The sequence below is a fragment of the Streptomyces sp. NPDC053432 genome, from assembly GCF_055585365.1.
On record NZ_JBVJKF010000016.1, the window covers coordinates 97355 to 117250 of the forward strand.

Sequence of the window (19896 nt, forward strand, 5' to 3'; positions counted from 1 at the left end):
ACCCGACCGCGCGTGGGCGTGGCCGTGCTGACGATGGGCGACCGGATGCCCGAGCTGCGCGCCCTGCTGGACTCGGTGGCCAAGCAGGACGAGGCCGCCGTACGGGTCGTCGTGGTCGGAAACGGATGCGCGCTGCCCGGGCTGCCGGACGGTGTGGTCGGGGTGGAGCTGGCCGAGAACCTCGGCGTCTCGGGCGGCCGCAACGTCGCCTGGCGGAGGCTGCGGGAGTTCGGGGACGTCGACGTACTGGTGGATCTGGACGACGACGGGCTGCTCGTCGACGCCGGTGTCGTGCGGCGGATCGCCGATCTGTACGAAGCCGGGGCGGGGCGGCTGGGCATCGTCAGTTTCCGGATCGCCGACGAGAGCGGTGAGACGCAGCGGCGGCACATCCCGCGTCTGCGGGCGAAGGACCCGATGCGGCGCGGGCTGGTCACCACCTTGCTCGGCGGCGGCCACGCCCTGTCGATGCAGATGCTGGAGCAGACGGGCGGCTGGCCCGACGCGTTCTTCTTCACGCACGAGGAAACCGACCTCGCCTGGCGGGCGCTCGACGCCGGGTGGGAGATTCTGTACGAGCCCACACTCGTGCTCCAGCACCCCAGGACCTCGCCCGCCCGGCACGCGGTCTACTACCGGATGACCGCCCGCAACCGGGTCTGGCTCGCCAAGCGTCACCTGCCCGCACTCCTCGTCCCCGTCTACCTCGGTGTCTGGACCCTGCTGACCGTCGCCCGGACGCGATCGGCGGCCGGGCTGCGCGCCTGGTTCGGCGGGTTCGCCGAAGGAGTGCGGGTCGATGCCGGACCCCGCAGGCCGATGCGGTGGCGGACCGTCGTACGGATGGCCGCGCTGGGCAGGCCGCCCGTCATCTAGCGCTGAGCGGCGGTGGCCCGCGCCGCCAGCCAGGACAGCCCAGGACGTTCTCCATCCGGCGGGTCGAGGCGTACCCGCCGAGCGGCGACGTCGCGGATGCTGGTGCCCACGCCGGTACCGATGTTGAGGGTCGGGGTGGGCCCGGGGCTGGTCAGCGCGCGCAAGGTGTCCTCGGCGATGTCGTCGTCGTGCGTGAGGTCGCGGACTTGACGGCCGCCCCCGTTCAGCTGCAGCGGCAGTCCGAGGGCGGCGCGGGCAGCGAACCAGGCCACCGCCCAGGAGTGGCTGTTCGGCTTTGCAATCTGCGGTTCCCCGTAGACGGAGAAGTACCGGACGATGCCGTACGAGAGGTCCGGCCGGCCGAGGATGAGCGCGATCTGCTCCTCGCCCCAGGCCTTGGTGTTCCCGTACACCGGCACCGGTCGCATCCGGTCGTCCTCGCGGAACTGGGGCGGGATCCGTCCCTGGACGGCCTCCAACAGTCGGCGCATGGTCAGCAGCTCCTGGCTGTGGGCCTCCTCGGGCTGCCGTCGCCGTAGACACTGGCCGACGACACGAACACCAGAAGGCGGATGCGGGTACTGGCGGCGACGGCGTTCAGGACCGCCTGCGTGCCAGCGGTGTTGGTGCCGATGGGGGCGAGCGGCTCGCGGGTGGTCTCTCCGGCTGGATCCGCCTTGCCGGCGCAGGCCTTGCCGGCAGCCTCGCCGCCGGTGAGACCGTGTGCTGCAGGACGATGAAGGGGCAGCTGCTCGCATTCGACCTCAACACCGGCGTCCGTCCCGCGTCCCGCGCTGGACGTATTCGGCGGCGAAACAGGCCTTCCGCACCTTGGCAACAGCCGGAGGCGTGGTCTTCGCGGGCAGTTCCCGCGGAGAACTCGACAAGGGCGGCCTACACGCGATCAACGCCACGACCGGCGAGCGCGCTTGGGCGCACCGCGAACGCGGAGCCGTACACCAGCATCCGGCACCGACGTTCGGCACCGTGAGCATCAGAACCTTCGGGGGGCGGTTCTACAGGTTCGACGCGATCCGCGGTCACAGCGGAGTACGGACCGGTGTACTTCCTGGCTCGCGACGGCTACGCCTACGCCATCGACCCGGTAACCGGAGAGGCGATGTCCGACTGCACCGGAGGGTGAGGCTCAGGCTGAGGGCGCTTCCCACCCAGGGGTATTCGTCAGCCGGAAGGGCGCCCGTTTCCCCTGCCCGCCCGTCGGGGCGGCCTGGGGTGGCGGACGGTGCGGTGGCGGGCGGCGCGGTGGATGAGCGGCCGGGCAGGCCGCCGCCACAGGATCCGGCCGCTACGGACCCGCCCGGCCCGGCCCCTGCGCCGGATCTCCGAGCGGCTCCAGGACCACGGAACCCGGCAGGGCGGCGGCCATGTCGTGGGCGTAGACCGCGGGCCGCACCCAGATGTACCAGTTGCCAGCGGCGACGACGGTCTGGCCGTACGTCCGGCGCGCCACCGCGATGCCGTCGCCGACCTCGTCCCTGCTGAAGCGGGCCGTGCTCAGCAGGGAGATCTGGTTGGTGACGGTCGTTCCGCGGTGCTGCACCTCGCAGGTGGCGTTCGAGCCGTACGCGTACACGTTGCGCACCGTCACCTTGCAGTCGAAGCCGCCCTTGGCCAGGGCGGCGATCACGTCGTCGACCGTCGCGTACTCGGGACCGGTCGGCACCTGGCTCGGCATCGGCGTCAACGGCTTCGGCTTCGGACCGCGGTCGCCCCCGGCCAGCCCGCAGCCGCTCAGCGTGAGCAGCAGACCCAGCAGCAGCGGGAGTGACTTCCGTGTGTGCATGGGTCAGTTGCTCCTCGGCGGGAGGGGCGCCGGCCCCGGGCTGGGGGAGGGGGTGCCCGGTTCTGCGGGACCGGTTCCCGTTCCGGTGGAAGGCCCGTGCCCTCATGGTAGATCGGGTCGGCGGAGACGTGGTGTCCGGCCGGGGTCTGCGACTCGAGCTGCCGCACGGCCGTGGCCCGTTGCTCGTCCGTCAGCGCGTTCCAGGCCATCGCGTCGTCCAGGTGCGGTTCCAGCCTGTCCCAGTTCTCGCCCCGGGTCCTGATGTCGTTGGCGCGGTTCTCCGACTCGTCGCCGTACTGCTCGTTCAGTTCCCGCACCCCGGGCGTGTCCGCGGCGTAGAGGGTGAACAGCTGTTTGTCGGTCCTCGCTCCGTAGGGCTCCTCCCGCAGGCCCTGGAGGTGGTAGGCGCTCAGGCGGACGTTCTCGTCGGGGTTCTCCTCGATGTACTTGGTCAGCTGCGCGTCGTCGAGATTCCCGAGGTAGGTGCCGTCCGGCAGGGTGAACGCCTCACGGTTGCGCCCCATCACCTCCCGCGCGGTGTCCGACTTCATGTGCGTGATGCCGAGGGACTTGTCGGGCTTGACCGTCTGCTGCAGCGTCCAGTCGAAGATGCGGCCGGCCTGGGCCAGGGGGCCGGTCAGGCCGGGGCTGAAGTTCTGGTACCACTGCTGCTCCTGCCACAGGATCGCCAGCAGCAGCTTGCGGCTGATGCCCGTCTCGGCGGCGGCCCGGTTCACGGCGGCGAACTGGGCCGGAGAGACGTTGATCGGGTGCAGGCCGTCCGTACCGCCCGCCAGAGCCAGCGCGACGGCGAGCGGGGACCCGGGCGTCAGGGCCTCCTTGGCCAGCTGCGGGTCGGAGACCGCGGTCAGCCCCTCGATCGTGCGCAGGGCGCGCGCCGTGTCCGTGTCGGCCTGGGTGGCCTTGCGCAGGGCGTCGGTGATGATCCCCTGTGCGTGGTTGACCGGTTCGAGGTGCTCGGTACTGCCCTGCGGCACCATCACGGGACGGGACAGCTGGACCCGGCCGCTGTCGTCGACCTTCAGGTCGCGGCTGCGGGCGTAGTCCAGGGCGCTGTTCAGGTCCCGCTGCGCGGCTGTGATCGCCTCGGCGAGGTCGTCGTAGGCCTTGGCCATCGCGCGCAGGGCGAGGGCGGACGTCTCGTAGTCGTCGGCGTGCTTCACGAACCGTTCGGCGGCGGCGCGGCCCGACTCGCCGACCCAGCACCGGTCGACCGTCCGGGCGACGTCCTGACGCGCGTACGAGGCGAGGCCGTCGCACTGCTTGGCAACAGCCACCGCGTCGTCGGCCGCGGTCCGCCACTTCTGCGGGTCGGCCTGCTTCAGTTCCGGTACGGAGACCATCAGACGTCCTCCAGTACCCCGCCGGCCGCGCGGAGCCGGTCGGCTATCGCCTGGTCCTCGGCGGTGATGGCGTTCGTACCCGAGGTCAGGGCGCCGGCCGCGCCGTCGACCAGGTCCGCGAGCTCCCTGAGCCTGCGCTGCCAGGCACCGACGCAGTCGTTGCTCGCCGCCCCGGCCACCCACCCGCTGTGGCTGCGGCCCACGGCCTCGGCGTCGTCGAGCGAGGACTTGCCGCGGGCCTCGGCGTTGGCCGCACGGATACCGGCGGCCTTGGCATGCACGGGGCCGTCATGGAGCCCGAGGTCGGGGTCGCCCGTAGCGGCGGCCGGCGAGGCGGAGGGGCTCGGCTGGGGAGTCGGCGCGGGCGAGGGCCCGGCGGAGGCCAAGCGCATGGCCGCTTCCCCCTTCGCCTGCGTCCATTCCGCTGCGAAATCGAACGTCATTTCCCCAGCCTTGCACACCCTGATAGCCCCTGCTGCAGCCTTTTGTGACAGGGCGTCAACCCTGTCGGACCGGCATCGGAGCGGTGTCCGCACAACCCGCGGCCCGCACGGGCGGTGTCTGTCTGGCTGCCGCGCTGCCGTCGACATACCGCTGGCCAGGAAAGCTGGAGGTGGTGCGGCACCCTGCATCCGTTGCGGAGGCGGCACCGCAACCTCCCTCCGGGTCGTGCTTCGACGGGCCACCGGCCGCCTCCTCAAGGTCCCGCTACAACAGATGGCGGGCGAAGAAGGTCCCCACCCGGCGTCGTACCTCGGCGAGGGTCTCAACCGGGCCGCCGGTGCCGACGAGCGCGGCGCGCGTTGTCGCTGTCACAAGACCGGCGGTCTGCAGCCGCGCGACGAGCGAGCCGTAGTCGGTAAACGCCCAGTGGTTCGCCTCAGCGAGCAGCACAGGGTGGCCGGGAAGACTGGCCCAGGAAGACTCGATACGGGCGGCGCCCTCGAAACCGTCGGTGCGGAACAGCAGCAGCGGCCGGTCGGCTTCGACCTGCGTCGGGTACAGGTCGAGGTAGCCCTCCAGGTTCGCCACCGCGCCGACCCTGCGGTCGTGGCGCGCTGCGTACACCGCCGCCGTGCCGCCTGCGGAGTGCCCGTAGAACCCGATCCGGCATGGGTCCATGAACGGGGCGAGCGGCAGGTCGCCGAGCCGGTCCAGGACCAGGCGGAGGTCCGCGATCCGGGTGTCCACCATCGTGCGGAAGATCGCCGGGTCCGGCGGTCCGATCAGGACGGTCGTCCGCAAGCCGGTCGGCAGCTCCACCTGAGAAGCGTCCCCGGGGTGGTCGACGAGGACGACCACTCGGCCATGGCTTGCCAGGTCCTCGGCGAGGGTTGTGCCGAGCGCGCGGGAGTCACCGCCGCCGGGTGAGTACACCAGTACCGGCCGCCGCCCGGGCAGCGGCGGCGCGCCCACGTACCCGTGGGTGAGGACCGCGCCCCAGTCCACCACCCTCGGCTCCGGCAGCCCCGGGTGGCGACCCGGGGCGTACTCGGCGAACACCGCGGCCTCGGCCCGGGTGAGCTGCGGCGCCCGTGAAAAGCCGCGTACTGATCGGGCCGGGTACAGGACGGTCAGCATCAACTCCCGCACGCCGCCCACCCACGGATCGGTACGGGCGGGGTCCGTCAGATGGACCTTCTGCATGCCCACGGGGTACGGGCCCGCGGGCGCGGGCAGCCGGAGGATCAAGCTGCTACCGGAGGCGGACGCAGCCGTGGGCAGCAGGGCGGCGGCACTCCCGAATAGGGTGCCTTTCAGAAGAGTGCGTCGAGAAGTCATACGAAAATCGTGAGGGCGGGGGCCGTCACGAGGCGAAGGTTCAGGCCCTGGCCGAAAGGCTGGCCCAGGAAGAGGAGTTGTGAGGGTGCTGCGAATCCAGTTCACCGCGCAGGACTTCGCCCGGATCCGCTTCGCACCCCGCCCGTCGCCGCTCCAGGAGCTGCACGCCGCTCTGACGACAGCCGTGACCCGGCGTGGCGGACCTCTGTTCGCGCCGTGGCGCGGCCGTGTCCTGCGCTCCCTCCCGGCCGCAACTGCACCGCTCGCCGACCTGGTTCCGGCGGGCCGCCCGCCCTCCTTCATCGACGTCCTCGGCGACACCATGGGCGACGGCTTCGAACAGGTCCACGCCGCCGATCCCGGCCTCGTCCGCTCCGAGCTGGAGCGTGTCTACGGGGAGGTGCCCGCCCCTCGCTGGATCCGCGGCCTGCACGCGGGCGATGAGACGTCCTGGCGCACCCTGCACCGCGCCCAGCAGGCCGCGTACGAGACGGTTCTCGCCCCGGTCTGGTCCGTCGTACAAGATCTGCACCGTGAGGAGTTCACTCGCTACGCCTTGACGGTCGCCGAGCACGGCGTGGCCGCTACGCTGACCGGCCTGGCCCCCGGCAGCCGGCTCCACGAGGGTGTATGGGAATGGCCCGGAGCAGCGCAGGCCCGCGACGTCCGCCTCGACGGGCGCGGCCTGGTTCTGCTGCCCACCTTCCACCACCCGGCGGGCCCGCTTCTTCAGGACGCCCCGGGCCGTTCTGCAGTCCTGACGTACCCAGCCGGCCCCGGGCTCCCGCCCACTGCGGGGCGCCCGGGCGTCCCCGCGGCCGAGACCCTGGCCTCCGTCCTGGGCCGCACCCGGCTGGACGCCCTGCGCCTCCTCGCCGAGCCTCACACCACGACATCTCTGGCCCGGGCCCTCAACGTCAGCAACGCGACAGCCTCATCCCACGCGGCGGTGCTCAGATCGGCCGGCATGGCGACGACGACCCGTACAGGCCGCTCGGTCACCCACCGGCGCACGGCACTCGGCACGCTGGTTGCAGGCACCTGACCGCCGTAGTTCGCCGCAAGAGGGCCCGCAGGCTCATTCCACTCCTTTGAAGCGAAGTCCTTGTCCGCGATCAGCAGCAGGCCGGGCCGGTCGGTGACCGCGTCCGGTTCGCGGTGCAGCATCGCTGTCAGCACCTCGCGCTCGTCGAGCTTCGGGTTCGCCAGGGCCCACAGGATCGGCATCCCGGTCGGGGTGCAGACCAGGTACAGCCGCAGTCCCCAGAAGAACCGGGAGTGGCTGGCGCAGTATCCGTATCCGGCCCAGCCGGCCAGGTCCGACCGCTTCACCGTGGGCCGTGAGCGGCCGCACTCGACCGGGGTGGAGTCGATGATCCAGTGGTTGTCGAACCAGGAGTCGCTGTCCGTCGCGAGGAGCCCTATCGCCCACTTGACCAGCGGGAGCGCGGCCCGTAGCCGCTTGTTTCAGCCCGGTTGTTTGGGCGCGTACGGGAACATCGCGCCCAAGCGGGAGTGGACGAACCGCAGCCACCTGGACTCCGAGGTGAAGCCCAGCATTGCCTGGGCGACGGCGAGGCAGACGAGCTGGGAGTCCGTCAACCGGGGCGGGCGTCCCCGCCGTCGGGTATCCCCGATCGTGTCGTCGATCTTCACGTACAGTGCGGTGAGCAGGGCGTCCAGGTCATTCGTCACAGATCGATCTTGGGCGCCCTGCTTGCGTTCCCAGGGGCACCGCCAGTTTCCAGGATGGCTCCTCTGGGTTGGGTGCGCGCACACTGACATAGGGGGTACGGGGTCATGAGCTGGTACGTGCTGGTGGAAGCCAACAAGTCATGGAGCGGCGACAGCACTTGGGAGCTGGTGGAAAGGATCCCGGTCGAAGGCGGACAGGAGGCGGCTCTCGCCCGGGCCGAGGAGATGAGTCGGACCTACGTGCGAGGCGTCGACTCGGAGAAAGCCGGCCGCCTCGTGTTCCGTACGTCTCCGACGAGCTGGCTCGTTGAGCAGAGCAGGTCGGTCTGGTACGACAGTTCGAACAGCCCCTCCACGCTCTGCGAGCACATGCGCATCTGCGTCGCCGAGCTGGTCCTTGCACGGGAGCCGGTCCCCGCCGATCCGCCCAAGAAGGGCTGGCTGCGCTGACGACCGACCGAGGCCTGATCGAGCTGGTGAGCGTGCTCCGAGGCCGGCTCAATCAGGAAGTCACAACGGCTGCCTTCGACCACTGATCACATTGGAATGACTCGTCTGGGATTCAGTGAACCCGCGCGCTGAATGGAGGCTGGCACGGAAGCGTCCGGTGCGCAGGTCGTCGACGACGGCCGCCATCGTCCGGCGGAAGCGGCGGCGCTGCTCGGGAGTGAGGCGCTCCAGGTCGGCGGTGAAGTGGGGCAGGGCCTCGTACGCGGGCACGGTGAACTCCTTCAGGAAGCCCGAAGCCCCGGCCGGTGGGTGGATTCCAGGGATCGTCGCAACAGGTGATCACTGGCGTGTCTGGCGGCAGTGTAAGCAGGTGGCTTGACTGGGAACTGCTAGCCGAGCCGCTGCTGCGTTGTCGGCGGGAGTGTGCTGCCTGTTCCGGCGAACCCGGGGTTGGGGGGTTCACAGAGTTCCGCCTGACCCCCGATCCTCAGCCCTCCACGGGCAGCAACAGAATGAGCCTCATGAATGACGGATCGCACTGGCCGACGGACAAACTGACCGCGCTCCGACTCGGTAGGAGGCTGGTTGCGGAAGTTCCGGCGTCGCGGCCAGATCGCCGTGCATTCGTGGACATCCGCCCCACGCGGAGCGAGCCCGATGTCCAGGCGCGGGGCGAGGGATGGGTCCGCAGCGATGCTGAACGTGGCTTTCGGCTGGAGCATGGGGAGTACGACCACGAGCGCATGGATGGCTTCGACTACGACATCGGCTCAGCCCTTATCGAGTCCGCCGACGCCCCGGACGAGCCTGAGCTGAACACCGTACTCAACGCATGGGGCGTCCAGCCCGACCTCTTCGTCTATCCCTGGGAAAGCGACGATCCCAGGTAGGCGCTGATCAGCTCAGTATGTCGGCACAGCTGGTGCTTTGCGCCGGCGCCCACGGCCCGCTTGCGTGGCCCGGACCCCAGTCTCGCCTGGTGCCTTTCAGCCCATAACGGACCGACCTCGGCGACGAGTTCGGCGATCACACCGGTCGACAGTCCTGTGATCCGCCGATCGCTGACGATCGCTGCACGAGCCCCCGTTCCCCACCACACGAACATGATCAGGGATCAAGCCCCAGCGCCAACCATGCACGAGCTCGTTAAAGGACCGAGGCGCCATTTCAGTGTCAGGGGCGGTGCCCGAGGTGTAGCGGATGCCACGGTGGGCGCGGTGGTGGCACGTCCCTCGGAAATCTCCGAGCGCCTGCGACGAGAAGCAGGGCGCAGACAGTGGCACCCTGCCGCCCGGCGGTCCAGTACGCCAGCTCAGTCGCCCCCACAGCTCGACCCGCAGCTCGACCCGCAACTGGAGCCGCAACTGGAGCCGCAGCCCCCGCCTCCATGGTGCCGGGGGCCGGAGCCGTTCCCGCGTCCCCGGGGCGAGGAACGGCGGGGCTGGCTCCTGCGGCGCTCCTCCGCCTTGCGCTGTTCCTCCCGGTGGCGCTCGGCCCTCTCCTGGCTTTCGCGGAGCCGCTCACGCTGCCTGGTGGGGCCGTCTGCCGGATCCCACGGGCCCAGCCCGTGCCGGCGGTCCGGGCGGAGCGGGGCAGTGGTGACGGTCTCGTACATCTGCGCCGTCTCCTGGTGGAGGTGGTATTCGGCACAGGCGTACGCGAGGACGACTTCGTCGCCCTCCGCGAGGGTGCCGTAGAGGACCGCTTCGAAGGGCTCGTGCCAGGGGTCGATGTCGTGGTGCCCGTTCACCACTGCGTACGCCGAGCCGCTGCCCAGGAGCCGCGTCCGTGCGCGGGTGTCGCTCTTGCCGGCAACGTACGCGATCAGGGGCGCCGCCGAGCGGGTGCGGGCGTCCGCGCACACCCAGTGGCGCCCGTCGGCCCCGGCACGTACGCCGACGATCAGAGCCGGCTGGAGCTCCTCGTGCAGGCGTCGGGCGGCCAGGTAGGCGAGCTGCCCCCGGCCGTAGACGGTGGTACCGGCCACCAGGAGCACCAGAGCGATGCGTTGCTGCCCCACGGCGTCGAAGGCGGTGCCGGACGCGGTCAGGTCCCCGGACAGGCCGTCGGCCAGGATGGCCGCCGCGAGCAGGCAGAGCGCCAGCCCGAGGTAGACCTGCTGGTGTCCGCGGTGGCCGTCCGCTTCCGGGGTGCCATCGGGCAGCGGGAAGCGCCGCCCTCCCGCGGCAGCGAGGGCCAGCGCCCGCTGCCGGCGCCGGGCCCGCAGCCGCAGCCGGCCTCCGATGGCCGCGACGGCGCAGGCGGCGAGAACGACCAGCCACCCGGCCCGCGCCGGACGGTCCACGTCACCGGACCGGGCCAGAGTGAGAACCGCCTCTCCACCGACGATCACGGCCGCCGGAATGGCCGCGACCGGAACGTACCGATACCACAGGGGCAGGGCGGTCAGCAGCACCAGCCCCGGATACCTCAGCCAGTCCGTCCCGTCTCCGGGGCCTCTGTGCCAGGCCGCGGCCGCGGACGAGAGCCCGAACAGGAGGACGTACGCCGCCGCCACCAGGGCAGCCAGGATCCATCCGCCCACGGCGGGAGCGAGGACGGGCGGTACCGCCGCCCTGCGCCACCGCTCGGCGTCGGCCACAGCCCAGGTGGCGACGCCGCCTCCGGACCCGGGCCGGGAAGCGACACCGTCCCGGCTCACGGACCATGTCCTGACACCCTCCCGGACCCCGGGCCGGCCCCCGGCGCCATCGATCGGCACCATTCCGGCCGGCAAGTACTTGATGTGATACGCCGTCACCGGACCACCGCCACTCGCCCCCGCACGTTCATCCGCACACTCCTGACACTCCTACGCTCGCTCCTCGGTCTTGGTGGTTCACGCCTCAACAGCCCGACCCCTCGGAGAGGCGGCTCTGCTCGGGGAGCAGGACGGCCGGCAACCGGGCCTCCAGCACCAGGTGGCCGGGGGAGCGGCAGGTCGAAATGCCGCTCCATCACCCCGGGGACGGTCCGGTGCACCTCGCCGGTTCGCTCGCCCCTCGTCCGGCATGCCCTGTGCGCGCAGCAACTTCCGTTCTGGTAAAGGACTTCGGGGTCGCCGGTAACCTGGCCGTTGCCCCAGGAGTCGTCCAGGTGCAGATTGAACGAGCACACCTCGCCCTCGCCCTCGGAGATCGCCGGATCGTCCCGGAACTCTCCGAACCAGCCCCCACACGCCCCCGCGAAGGACCACCCGCCGCTCACCCCCAGCCGCAGCCCGCCCCGTCCCAGGCGAGATCGTTGCGTCGGCGAGGCGAGGCTGTGCCCGCTCGGCTGGGTCTCACCAGCGCGCATGAGCTTGGGGCGGGGGAGTGGGGCGGTCAACGAGCCGAGCCGCTCATTTCTCTGAGGGCGCTGACGCTCGACCAGGCGCTGGCGAGGATTATGAGCCCGCCTACGATGAACGTCACGTTTGACGTGGTCGAGTTGTCGGACCTCTGCTCCTCCAGGTTCTTGCTCCCGGTCTGCCTGCCGTTCGAGTAGCTCACGCAGGTGTCGCCCGCCGACATCTTCTTGCCGCCGCAGTCGTCAGACGAGCCCTGGAATCCCACCCAGACGATCGCCACGCCGATGGCAAGGAAGAAGAGACTCGCCAGGAGGTTCTGCGCGGGGGTGTTCTCTCTGCGTGTTGAGGCCATGACATCCAGCTTTCCATCCGTAGGTGTAGGGGTTCCGATCACGAGGCTGCCCCCGGCCGGGGCGGCCGTACAGGTCACGCAGCCGGTCATTGGTGACCGGCGGCCAAGGGAACGTACGGCGAGCCTGGTTCTGCGCGTCGGTCACGCCGGATCCGGTGGCCGGCTCACCCGGTGCCGAAGCTCACCAACGGCGACGACGTGACGACCACGGAGACTGGCACGCCGCTGGCCAGCTGCGGTGGGTAGTTCGGTTCGGGTTGAGCCGAGGCGTGATAGGTGTCACCAAGGCAGGTTCGTTGCCACTTGGCGTCGGCGCCTGGCCGTGCCGGAGCGCGGGCAACGCCGGTGCAGGCCAGTCGCTTCGTACCGCACGATGTGCCGGGTGCTGATGGAGGCCGGACGACGACCCCGAAATCGCGCGGTGCCCCGGGGTTCACCGCCCACGGTTACAGGGCGGTGGCGGCGCGGACCAGTCCCGCGACCGCCGTTGAACGACTGTGTGGGGGCCAGGCGATGACCGTGGTGACGTGGGGGGCATCGGTGACCGGTACGGCGGTGACTCCGTCGCGCAGGCCTGTGCGGCCTGACTCCGGGACGACCGCGCAGGCGCGGCCGAGGGCGATGAGCTGGGTGAGCTGCGTGTGGTCGCGCACCTGCGGTCCGGGCCCGTCCGGGAAGGTGCCGTCGGGGCGGGGCCAGCGGGGCAGGGGAAGGTCGGCAATTGCGGTGACCTCGGCGAGCCGCAGGTGGGGGCGGGTGCTGAGGGGGTGGCCTGCGGGGAGGAACGCGACCTGGCCCTCGGAGTGCAGGTCCTCGGTGTCGAAGCCGGCCGTGTCGTCGAAGGGCCGGTGCAGCAGAGCTACGTCGGCCCGGCCGGTGCGCAGCACCGTAACCTGCTCGCCCGGCCCGCACAGCACGACGTCCACGGCGACGGCGCCGGGCTCGGCGGCGTAGGCCTCGAGGAGTTTGGCCAGCAGTTCATCGGAGGCACCCGCCTTCGCGGCCAGGACCACGGTGGGGCTGCCTGTCGCGGCGAGGGCGGCCCGGCGGGTGCGCCGTTCTGCGGCCTCGATGGCGTCCAGAGCCGCCCGCGCCTCCCGCAGCAGCACCGCCCCGGACTCGGTCAGGGCCACGCCCCGGCTGCCTCGCTCCAGCAGCAGGGCGCCCAGGCTTCGTTCGAGCCCGGCGATCGCCCGTGACAGCGGGGGTTGGGCGATTCCGAGCCGCTGCGCGGCCCGGCCGAAGTGCAGTTCTTCGGCGACCGCGACGAAGTACCTCAGCTCACGTGTCTCCACCCTGCCACCCTAACCGGGCCGGCCAGGAGTGATACCCAGGCGGTATCGCCGCCCACCCAGTCGGTCTTGGACGCCCTGCCCGGCGGGGGAGGAGCATCGGTGTCATGACTGAGACGAACATCGTGAACCACCCCAAGGTCGCGCTGGTGACCGGGGCCAACAAGGGCATCGGGTACGAGATCGCCGCCGGACTCGGCACCCTCGGCTGGACGGTCGGGGTCGGCGCGCGGGACGAGGAACGGCGCGAGGCCGCCGTGGCCAAGCTCCGCGCGGCCGGCGCGGACGTGTTCGGCGTGCCCCTGGACGTAACCGACGACGCGAGCGTGTCCGCGGCGGCCCGCCTGATCGAGGAGCAGGCCGGGCGGCTGGATGCGCTCGTCAACAACGCCGGCATCACCGGCGGTACGCCGCAGGAGCCCACGACGGTCGACGTGGACCGGGTACGGGCGGCCGTGGAGACCAACGTGATCGGCGTCATCCGTGTCACCAACGCCCTGCTCCCTCTGCTGCGCCGCTCGTCGGCGCCGCGCATCGTGAACGTCTCCAGCAGCGTCGGCTCCCTCGCACGCCAGACCACACCTGGCGCCGAAACGGGCCCGATCTCCATCGCGTACGCTCCGTCGAAGACGTTCCTCAACGCCGTCACCGTGCAGTACGCCAAGGAACTGGCCGACACCCGCATCCTGATCAACGCCGTCTGCCCTGGCTTCACGGCGACCGACCTGAACGGCTTCCGGGGAGTGCGCACCCCCCAGCAGGGCGCAGCCGCCGCGATCCGGCTGGCCACCGTATCGGCCGACGGGCCGACGGGCCGCTTCTTCGACGACGAGGGAGAGGTCCCCTGGTGACGCGCTTCCGGTTCGCGCTACCCCCGGGGAGATGACGTACGCGCCTCCTCGTGACCGTCGGCGTCACGCCATGTCGGTACGGCCGCCGAGCCCGAGCCGCCGGCGGACCACGAAGTGAGGGATCGAAGGCACCGTGCGTCTGTGACACGTAGCCTGCCTTCCAGGTGACCACCAGGCTGCTTCGGGCCGGCCCTTCTGCCTGCCTTTTGGGCTCCGCCGGTGACAACTGTCGAGCCTCGGTACACGGGTGCGGTGGATGAGCTCGCCGACTTCAGGGCGCTTTTGCCAAGGGGGGAGGGCGCGGGGCCTCTGTGGAGGTAGTTATGGGCTCGGTTGGAGTGGACGCTGGTGAGGACGACGTGCCTTTGGGCCTGGCCATAGCCGGACGGTGCGCTCGCCTCACGCAGTGACGGAATGAATGACGGCGGTGGTACGGTCGCGGCTCTCGACCAGATCGGTGGACGTACGGTCCGTGCTACCCGCTGCCCCCACCGGCTGGCCCCGCACGCCGGGCGAGGTAGACGGGAGCGACGCACCATCCGCTGGAGTCGATGTGCCGACGAGGCCGGGGAATCGACTTGCCCGCGAAACGCCAGACCGCCTCCACCGGCCAGCGGGCATGGCCGGCCGCCTGGCCACTCCGGCCGGCCAAGCGCCGTACCGCCGGCGAGGCGCTCTCGCCGAACCAGGCTTCGTCCAGTTGTTCCAGGGATTGGGCCTGCACCGCAACTACCACGGACACCGACCCGTCGACACGGAGATCAAGCTCCTCGCCGTCCACCACCTCGGGAAACTCATCACCAGCACCACACAATTCCCCTCTTGACTCCGGGCCCGAGGAAGTCGTGCGACAGCCTCTCGCCTGTCCGGCCCGTGTTCCCAAATCCTCAACTCAACCAGCTCGGTACGCCCACCTGGCTCGAAGAACCGGCAGCCCGCCACCCGTTACCACGTGGGTAAAACGACCATAGGACCCTCGCGCGTCACGTCCGTTTCTTCGCCCACATGCTCGCTTAGCTGCAAGGCCGCCAACTGTGGGCCCGGATCGAGGCTGCGACCAATGCCGACCTGCGAAGCCTCCAGCAATTCGCCAGTACCTGGAAGGCGACATGGAGACTGTCACCGCCGGGCTCGCACAGCCTGGAAATCCGGAGGTGTCGAGGGCCATGTCAATCGGATCAAGATGCTATAGCGCCAAATGTTCGGCCGCGCAGGCTTCGAACTGCTCCGCAAGCGAGTCCTGCTTAAACGACGGCATGTGCGAACCGCTGCCGAGGTCGAATCACACCGGCCCCGGCTCGCTGCCATCGGCCAGCAGCACCTCCACCGAACCCTCGTGCGCGGCCCCCGACGCCGACATCCTTCGTAGGTGGATCGCCGATCCGGGATTCTTTGAGGTGGGGGCGATGCGCTGCGTCAAGGTGCGAGCTCCTGCTTGATCTGTGCGACCTGGGGGCCCGAGTCGGTCTTCGGCATCGCCCAGCGGTACGCCTGCCCAGCGCCATCGGTGTAGAGGAGCATGCCGCCCGCCTGCGTCACCTTGACATCGAAGACGACGCCAGCCCAATCGAATGTCCCGGGCGAGATGAAGCTCGCATTGAAGCTATCAGCGACCACGTTGAAGGCCGAACCGTTGCCCTGCTTGATGGCCTCCCCATCCGGGCCGACCCAACTCCACCCGCCATTACTGATCGGCGAAGTCTGAGCGGTGCCCACCGGAGCCGTCGCTACCACCTTGACCGCGACGAACACGAAGCCTTCGGCCTGCGGCTTCTCGGAGGTCGCCCCGGCCTGCAGGTAGACGATCGAAGTGGGGGTCAGCTCGAGACGCCCGAGGCCGCCAGCTCCGACGGTCTCTGCCCTCGCCCCGAGCGCCAGCGCACCCGCGGACCCAGTCGCCGAAGGCCGTGCGGTCGGATTGGCGTCCGGCTTGGATGGAGCCTCACCGCTGCAGCCGGCGAGGGCAAGCGAAGCGAGGAGGATGGCGGCGATTCGTCTGCGCATGTGCGTCCCCTGGGATCGAGTGGAGCGACCGTAGCGCCAGCGCGCGGACGCGGGGTACGTAGTTCCCGAACTGGTACCCCGCACCTCGCCCTCACCGCTCTCGCGGTGGGGATTTCTTGCTGTTCGGGCTGTTCATCAATCGATCCGTTTCCGCACGACCCGCGAACGGGGTGCACCCATGGCAGAGTCCACTGACCACGCACAGGCCGAGGTCATCAAGCTGTCCCCCCGGCCGCCCTCGCGGCCACGCCGGACTGCGGCCGCTGCCAGGACTACGCGCACCGCCACGACAAGGCCACGGGCCGTTGCGGGGGCGGTCGTCACGGACATGCAGGTGCTCATGAAGCGCTGCGCGGCGGCGGGACGCCGGTGACCGGCCGCCGCCGGTTCAACGTCGGCGACGTGGTGCTCGACGGTGACCGCCAAACACGCGGCGAAGTGGTCAGCATCGACCGCAGTCCGTCCGGTGAGGTGCCGGTGGTGTTCCCGCGGCATCTCCGGGGAGGCGCCACCCACAGCGCCTCCCCACGGACGGGCCGGATGTCCAGGTGGGACGTAGGTCAGTTCGAGTAGTTCACGCAGGTGTCGCCCGCCGACATCTTCTTGCCGCCGCAGTCGTCAGACGAGCCCTGGAATCCCACCCAGACGATCGCCACGCCGATGGCAAGGAAGAAGAGACTCGCCAGGAGGTTCTGCGCGGGGGTGTTCTCTCTGCGTGTTGAGGCCATGACATCCAGCTTTCCATCCGTAGGTGTAGGGGTTCCGATCACGAGGCCCCCGACCGGGGCGGCCGTACAGGTCATGCAGCCGGTCATTGGTGACCGGCGGCCACGGGAACGTACGGCGAGCCTGGTCCTGCGCGTCGGTCATGCCGAGCGCGCCCAGCACCAGGCCGTCCGCCAGGAGGAGGCCGCGCGTTGCGAGTTCATTGACGACCTCCTCTGCGGGCGCAGCCCTCGGGAGACTGTCAGAGCGCGCAGAGCGCTTCGGGCTGCGCCTTTCCCAGGCCCACGCGGTGGCCATGGCGAGCGGACCTGAGCGTACGGCGACGGCCACTCGGTGGCCCGCGGGATTGAATGTGTGGCCCCCGGCGACCGGCCGGACGTCCTCACGTTCTGCGCCAAGCAGGCGTACGCCGCCACCGACGGCGGCAAAGTGGCCATAGGCCGCTCCCCTCCCGGCGCCGGCGGCGTGGTGCACTCCTACGAGGCGGCGATCTACGTCCTCGACCTGGCCGAGCGGATGTTGTAGTCATCGGCGGGCGGGTTCCGTGGGGTAGGGGCGGGCTGGGTTTGTAGGGGCCGGCCCGGTCGGCCATGAAAAGCATCATGATGCCGATGCCGGCCAGTCTGATGATCACCAGGGCCCGGCCGATCGGGTTTCTGGGGTTGTAGTAGTAGCGGTTGGTTCCCCACTTGCTACGTTTGAAGACCGGCTCGTCGTCGTACCGCGCGGGTGGATCCTTCTGTCAGGTGGCATACGCGAGGCGAAGTAGCGCAGCCAGATGCAGAGGGCGGCGATCGCGGAGGTGACGGCGGTGACGATCAGGCCGTACTTGGTGAACTGCCAGAAGGTGATGGGCTGGCGGTTGCGTTCGGCGATGCCGAGGACGTCGACGTTGGCCGCTGGCGCCGATCGTGGTGGCGTTGCCACCGAGGTCGGCTCCCAGCGCCAGGGTCCACTGCATGACGTGTTCGCCGTCACTGCCCATGGACTGCACGAGGTCGCAGGTGACGGGGGCCGTGGTCGCGACGTGGGGGATGTTGTCGACGATGCCGGAGAGCACACGGTGGGGGCGCCGAGCATCATCATGGAGCCGGCCATCTCGCGGCGGCCGATGGCGCTCGCCAGAGCGTGGGAGACCTTACGCCGAGCGCCGGTGGACGGATCCGCCGGGCGGACCGGGGCATGTGGGCGCGCAGCTCGCGCGGGACCGCTCCGGCTCTGGACGCGCAGAAGGCGCTCATCATCGGGGCGGCGCCGAAGGACCGGCAGCACCGAGCGGTGGGCGATCCCTTCCGACTGTGGGCCATGCCGGTCCGCGCCCCCGGCTATATGGGGGAACCGCGGGCCACCGCGGTCTTCCCCGATCGAGTGCGGGCATCGATTGATGAAACGGAGGAGAGACACGATGCCGCTCTATCTATCGAGGTTCAGCTACACACCGGAGACCTGGGCGAGACTGATCGGCCACCCTGAGGACCGCGCCCTGGCCGCTCGGTCGTACATCGAGTCCGTCGGCGGGAAGCTCCACGGCTTCTGGTACGCCTTCGGTACGCACGACGGCTACAACCTCTGGGAAGCTCCGGACAACGTGTCCATGGCCTCGGTCGCGCTGGCGATCAGCGGCGGGGGCGCGCTCAGCTCGTTCGAGACGACTGTTCTCCTGAGCGTCGATGAAACGCTGGATGCCCTGCGCAGAGCTGAGCAGGTCCGGTATCGGCCTCCTGGGCAGTAGCGGTCCGGCCGGCGAAACCTACTGCCTCGGCCGGGCCGCCCCGGGCAGGCATGGCCGCCGGGCCGAGCGCCCACATGCACCCGTGCATCCCTGATCGTGCGGCGGTACGCCAAGTCCCTGGTCCCCGCCCCGGGCGTCTCAGTAGCAGGCCGCGGACGTCGAGTACGGGCGGGGGAGTGAGCTGGCACAGCGTCGGCAAGGACCGGCCGGCGCGGCGCTCCGACCACGCGTGGCGTGACGGTGACTGCTCCTTTGACCAGGGCCGAGACAGCCCCTTCGATGCCCGTCAGGCCGGAGGTCCGGGAAGGTGACCGAGGCGCTTGATGACGCGGTCACGCAGGAGGAGGTACTCCCCTCCGCGTCGGGGGAGGGGTCCCGGCGGGCGCTGGACGACGCGAGCCGCGGTGACGGTCTGCCCGTCCTGGAACTGCTCCCGCGTCAGATCGAGTTCAACGCCGCTGGGCAGCCGGTTCCACCAGTGGAAGCCGTGCTGGTTGCCGTTGAGGTGGACCTCACCGACCATGAGGTCGCCGCCGAAGACGTCGTTGACGACCAAAGCCGTGATGTCGCAGTGACCCCGGGCAGGGTTGTCGGGCCGCCAATCGGCCTGGTCATCGGGCGAGCAGGTATCGGCGGCCCAGCTGACGCGCAGAGCCCTGTCCAGGGCGAGCAGGTTCCAAGGGATCACGCGGTCAGCATCGCAGAGGCCACTGACAGGACGACTCCCGAGGGTGCCACTCGTCAGCCGCCGGCCGGGCACGGCGTGCCGGTTCACCCGCCGACGCGGGCCTGTTCTACGTCGTGGAGGAACTCGGCGACGCGGCTGTTGAAGACCTGCACGGGCATGCCGTGTGCGGCGCCGGGAATGATCCCGTTCCGTACAACCGGAGGCGCCTCGCACGGCCTCGGCTCGGCGCGAATCCATGACGCGGTCGGCGCCACTCAGGAGAACTGGGGCGGGCCCGGTAGTCGAGGCCAACTCCTCGTCACTCATGCGCTGCGGCCGAGGCAGCCGGTTGGCAGCCGGAGTCGGGGGTGAGGGGCCAAGGCGCAAATTCATCGTCAGGCTCTGTTGCGCGGTGTTGCCCTGGTGCCGAGCCGGCCCCGTACGGCGGCGGGTGCGTCGGGCGTGTGGATCGGCGAGAGCAGGCCCAGCCTGGGAAGAACTCGGCGGTGTCGAGCTCAACACCCGCTGGTGCGCCGCGCGCCTGGTCGAGACCGTGCACCGCCTCGACCCCGACAACCGCGCGTTGTCGATGGACCGCCCCCACGACGAGGAGGAGCATCTGGCCCGCATGCTGCTCGCCGGCGCCTGGTACCAGGTGTTGGCCCGCAACCCGTACGGACCCACCTACATCCAGCTGTACCTCACCGCGCTGGAGGACCCCAGCGGCTTCACCCCCCGACCGGCTCTTGACAGCTCCCCAACCAGAACGTGGCCGACGACGTCGTCCACCAGCTCTACCTGACCGCCACCAGCCCCTTGAAGGCGCTGCGCGCCCGCACCCAGGCCCAGGACTGCACCGGCGGGCCCACCTTCCCGGGCGCAGGCATCACCGCCGACGCCGACCACGTGGTCGACTGCCTGCCTCGACTTCAAGAGCACCAAGCACCCCGTCGTCCGGCGACTGTCCAAGCACACCGCGAACCAGCTGATCGGCTATCTGCTCCTCGATACC

22 protein-coding genes and 2 pseudogenes are annotated in these 19896 nt (G+C 70.3%); 9 read left to right on the plus strand and 15 right to left on the minus strand.

All coding sequences use genetic code 11. The features are described from left to right. Positions 1-33 precede the first annotated feature (33 nt). Positions 34-876, plus strand: a complete 843-nt coding sequence (locus ACZ6Y1_RS24990) for a glycosyltransferase family 2 protein (RefSeq protein ID WP_469633832.1) — start codon at positions 34-36, stop codon at positions 874-876. Here the strand turns inward: ACZ6Y1_RS24990 and ACZ6Y1_RS24995 are convergent. The 6 genes from ACZ6Y1_RS24995 to ACZ6Y1_RS25020 form a co-directional block, all read right to left on the minus strand. Further along, positions 873-1367: an NAD-dependent epimerase/dehydratase family protein gene (locus tag ACZ6Y1_RS24995; protein ID WP_469633835.1), complete on the minus strand. Its 495-nt coding sequence runs from the start codon at positions 1365-1367 to the stop codon at positions 873-875. The genes ACZ6Y1_RS24990 and ACZ6Y1_RS24995 overlap by 4 nt on opposite strands. A 2-nt stretch (positions 1368-1369) precedes the next feature. Beyond that, positions 1370-1714 carry an NAD-dependent epimerase/dehydratase family protein gene (locus ACZ6Y1_RS25000; RefSeq protein WP_469633838.1) on the minus strand — a complete coding sequence of 115 codons (345 nt, stop codon included), beginning with the start codon at positions 1712-1714 and terminating at the stop codon, positions 1370-1372. A 468-nt stretch (positions 1715-2182) separates the two neighbouring features. Then, entirely contained in the window at positions 2183-2680 is a 498-nt protein-coding gene (locus tag ACZ6Y1_RS25005; protein ID WP_469633841.1) for a hypothetical protein, read from the minus strand. Beyond that, a complete protein-coding gene (locus ACZ6Y1_RS25010) occupies positions 2629-4044 on the minus strand; it encodes a hypothetical protein (protein WP_469633844.1) in 1416 nt (471 codons plus the stop codon). The genes ACZ6Y1_RS25005 and ACZ6Y1_RS25010 overlap by 52 nt, the downstream gene beginning before the upstream one ends. Beyond that, positions 4044-4487: a hypothetical protein gene (locus tag ACZ6Y1_RS25015; RefSeq protein ID WP_469633846.1), complete on the minus strand. Its 444-nt coding sequence runs from the start codon at positions 4485-4487 to the stop codon at positions 4044-4046. Before ACZ6Y1_RS25015 ends, ACZ6Y1_RS25010 begins: the two co-directional genes overlap by 1 nt. A 265-nt stretch (positions 4488-4752) precedes the next feature. Further along, positions 4753-5691, minus strand: coding sequence for an alpha/beta hydrolase (locus tag ACZ6Y1_RS25020; protein ID WP_469633849.1), 939 nt, complete (start codon positions 5689-5691; stop codon positions 4753-4755). Positions 5692-5911: 220 nt separating this feature from the next. On the opposite strand from ACZ6Y1_RS25020, the gene ACZ6Y1_RS25025 reads away from it, so the two are divergent. Beyond that, positions 5912-6871, plus strand: coding sequence for an ArsR/SmtB family transcription factor (locus ACZ6Y1_RS25025; RefSeq protein WP_469633852.1), 960 nt, complete (start codon positions 5912-5914; stop codon positions 6869-6871). A gap of 38 nt (positions 6872-6909) precedes the next feature. Here the strand turns inward: ACZ6Y1_RS25025 and ACZ6Y1_RS25030 are convergent. Further along, positions 6910-7521 (minus strand): annotated as a pseudogene (locus tag ACZ6Y1_RS25030) (transposase); the annotation flags it as partial. 105 nt (positions 7522-7626) lie between these two features. Here ACZ6Y1_RS25030 and ACZ6Y1_RS25035 point away from each other — a divergent pair. Then, entirely contained in the window at positions 7627-7971 is a 345-nt protein-coding gene (locus ACZ6Y1_RS25035) for a hypothetical protein (RefSeq protein WP_469633855.1), read from the plus strand. A gap of 60 nt (positions 7972-8031) precedes the next feature. Here the strand turns inward: ACZ6Y1_RS25035 and ACZ6Y1_RS25040 are convergent, their stop codons facing one another. After that, the gene (locus ACZ6Y1_RS25040; protein ID WP_469633858.1) at positions 8032-8241 is read right to left on the minus strand and encodes a hypothetical protein; all 210 of its coding nucleotides are present in this window, start codon (positions 8239-8241) and stop codon (positions 8032-8034) included. Between the two features lie 251 nt (positions 8242-8492). Here ACZ6Y1_RS25040 and ACZ6Y1_RS25045 point away from each other — a divergent pair, with 251 nt between their 5' ends. After that, on the plus strand, positions 8493-8861 hold the full coding sequence (locus ACZ6Y1_RS25045) for a hypothetical protein (RefSeq protein WP_469633861.1): 369 nt from the start codon (positions 8493-8495) through the stop codon (positions 8859-8861). A 422-nt stretch (positions 8862-9283) separates the two neighbouring features. Here ACZ6Y1_RS25045 and ACZ6Y1_RS25050 read toward each other — a convergent pair whose 3' ends face one another. From ACZ6Y1_RS25050 to ACZ6Y1_RS25060, 3 genes are all read right to left on the minus strand, one after another. After that, entirely contained in the window at positions 9284-10633 is a 1350-nt protein-coding gene (locus ACZ6Y1_RS25050) for a hypothetical protein (protein ID WP_469633864.1), read from the minus strand. A 661-nt stretch (positions 10634-11294) separates the two neighbouring features. Next, the gene (locus ACZ6Y1_RS25055) at positions 11295-11612 is read right to left on the minus strand and encodes a hypothetical protein (RefSeq protein ID WP_469633867.1); all 318 of its coding nucleotides are present in this window, start codon (positions 11610-11612) and stop codon (positions 11295-11297) included. Positions 11613-12058: 446 nt separating this feature from the next. After that, positions 12059-12907, minus strand: a complete 849-nt coding sequence (locus ACZ6Y1_RS25060; RefSeq protein ID WP_469633869.1) for a LysR family transcriptional regulator — start codon at positions 12905-12907, stop codon at positions 12059-12061. Between the two features lie 104 nt (positions 12908-13011). Here ACZ6Y1_RS25060 and ACZ6Y1_RS25065 point away from each other — a divergent pair, with 104 nt between their 5' ends. Both ACZ6Y1_RS25065 and ACZ6Y1_RS25070 read left to right on the plus strand, forming a co-directional pair. After that, positions 13012-13755, plus strand: coding sequence for an SDR family oxidoreductase (locus tag ACZ6Y1_RS25065; protein WP_469633871.1), 744 nt, complete (start codon positions 13012-13014; stop codon positions 13753-13755). Between the two features lie 700 nt (positions 13756-14455). Then, positions 14456-14581, plus strand: a complete 126-nt coding sequence (locus tag ACZ6Y1_RS25070; protein ID WP_469633873.1) for a hypothetical protein — start codon at positions 14456-14458, stop codon at positions 14579-14581. 456 nt (positions 14582-15037) lie between these two features. Here the strand turns inward: ACZ6Y1_RS25070 and ACZ6Y1_RS25075 are convergent, their stop codons facing one another. From ACZ6Y1_RS25075 to ACZ6Y1_RS25085, 3 genes are all read right to left on the minus strand, one after another. Further along, on the minus strand, positions 15038-15175 hold the full coding sequence (locus tag ACZ6Y1_RS25075) for a hypothetical protein (RefSeq protein WP_469633876.1): 138 nt from the start codon (positions 15173-15175) through the stop codon (positions 15038-15040). Next, a complete protein-coding gene (locus tag ACZ6Y1_RS25080) occupies positions 15172-15759 on the minus strand; it encodes a hypothetical protein (protein WP_469633879.1) in 588 nt (195 codons plus the stop codon). Before ACZ6Y1_RS25080 ends, ACZ6Y1_RS25075 begins: the two co-directional genes overlap by 4 nt. Before the next feature lie 560 nt (positions 15760-16319). After that, the gene (locus ACZ6Y1_RS25085; RefSeq protein ID WP_469633881.1) at positions 16320-16487 is read right to left on the minus strand and encodes a hypothetical protein; all 168 of its coding nucleotides are present in this window, start codon (positions 16485-16487) and stop codon (positions 16320-16322) included. Between the two features lie 145 nt (positions 16488-16632). Between ACZ6Y1_RS25085 and ACZ6Y1_RS25090 the strand changes: the two are divergent. Continuing rightward, positions 16633-17004 (plus strand): annotated as a pseudogene (locus ACZ6Y1_RS25090) (CdaR family protein); the annotation flags it as partial. An 886-nt stretch (positions 17005-17890) separates the two neighbouring features. Continuing rightward, positions 17891-18217, plus strand: a complete 327-nt coding sequence (locus ACZ6Y1_RS25095) for a GYD domain-containing protein (RefSeq protein ID WP_469633884.1) — start codon at positions 17891-17893, stop codon at positions 18215-18217. A 286-nt stretch (positions 18218-18503) separates the two neighbouring features. Here the strand turns inward: ACZ6Y1_RS25095 and ACZ6Y1_RS25100 are convergent, their stop codons facing one another. Next, a complete protein-coding gene (locus ACZ6Y1_RS25100) occupies positions 18504-18905 on the minus strand; it encodes a YunG family protein (protein WP_469633887.1) in 402 nt (133 codons plus the stop codon). Positions 18906-19335: 430 nt separating this feature from the next. Here ACZ6Y1_RS25100 and ACZ6Y1_RS25105 point away from each other — a divergent pair, with 430 nt between their 5' ends. Further along, positions 19336-19686 carry a hypothetical protein gene (locus ACZ6Y1_RS25105; protein WP_469633890.1) on the plus strand — a complete coding sequence of 117 codons (351 nt, stop codon included), beginning with the start codon at positions 19336-19338 and terminating at the stop codon, positions 19684-19686. Positions 19687-19896 lie beyond the last annotated feature (210 nt).

Coding starts and splice junctions, on each gene's coding strand:
- ACZ6Y1_RS24990 (WP_469633832.1), top strand. CDS start 34: ATGGGCGACCGGATGCCCGAGCTGCGCGCCCTGCTGGACTCGGTGGCC.
- ACZ6Y1_RS24995 (WP_469633835.1), bottom strand. CDS start 1,367: ATGCGCCGACTGTTGGAGGCCGTCCAGGGACGGATCCCGCCCCAGTTC.
- ACZ6Y1_RS25005 (WP_469633841.1), bottom strand. CDS start 2,680: ATGCACACACGGAAGTCACTCCCGCTGCTGCTGGGTCTGCTGCTCACG.
- ACZ6Y1_RS25010 (WP_469633844.1), bottom strand. CDS start 4,044: ATGGTCTCCGTACCGGAACTGAAGCAGGCCGACCCGCAGAAGTGGCGG.
- ACZ6Y1_RS25015 (WP_469633846.1), bottom strand. CDS start 4,487: ATGACGTTCGATTTCGCAGCGGAATGGACGCAGGCGAAGGGGGAAGCG.
- ACZ6Y1_RS25020 (WP_469633849.1), bottom strand. CDS start 5,691: ATGCAGAAGGTCCATCTGACGGACCCCGCCCGTACCGATCCGTGGGTG.
- ACZ6Y1_RS25035 (WP_469633855.1), top strand. CDS start 7,627: ATGAGCTGGTACGTGCTGGTGGAAGCCAACAAGTCATGGAGCGGCGAC.
- ACZ6Y1_RS25045 (WP_469633861.1), top strand. CDS start 8,493: ATGAATGACGGATCGCACTGGCCGACGGACAAACTGACCGCGCTCCGA.
- ACZ6Y1_RS25055 (WP_469633867.1), bottom strand. CDS start 11,612: ATGGCCTCAACACGCAGAGAGAACACCCCCGCGCAGAACCTCCTGGCG.
- ACZ6Y1_RS25065 (WP_469633871.1), top strand. CDS start 13,012: ATGACTGAGACGAACATCGTGAACCACCCCAAGGTCGCGCTGGTGACC.
- ACZ6Y1_RS25080 (WP_469633879.1), bottom strand. CDS start 15,759: ATGCGCAGACGAATCGCCGCCATCCTCCTCGCTTCGCTTGCCCTCGCC.
- ACZ6Y1_RS25085 (WP_469633881.1), bottom strand. CDS start 16,487: ATGGCCTCAACACGCAGAGAGAACACCCCCGCGCAGAACCTCCTGGCG.
- ACZ6Y1_RS25095 (WP_469633884.1), top strand. CDS start 17,891: ATGCCGCTCTATCTATCGAGGTTCAGCTACACACCGGAGACCTGGGCG.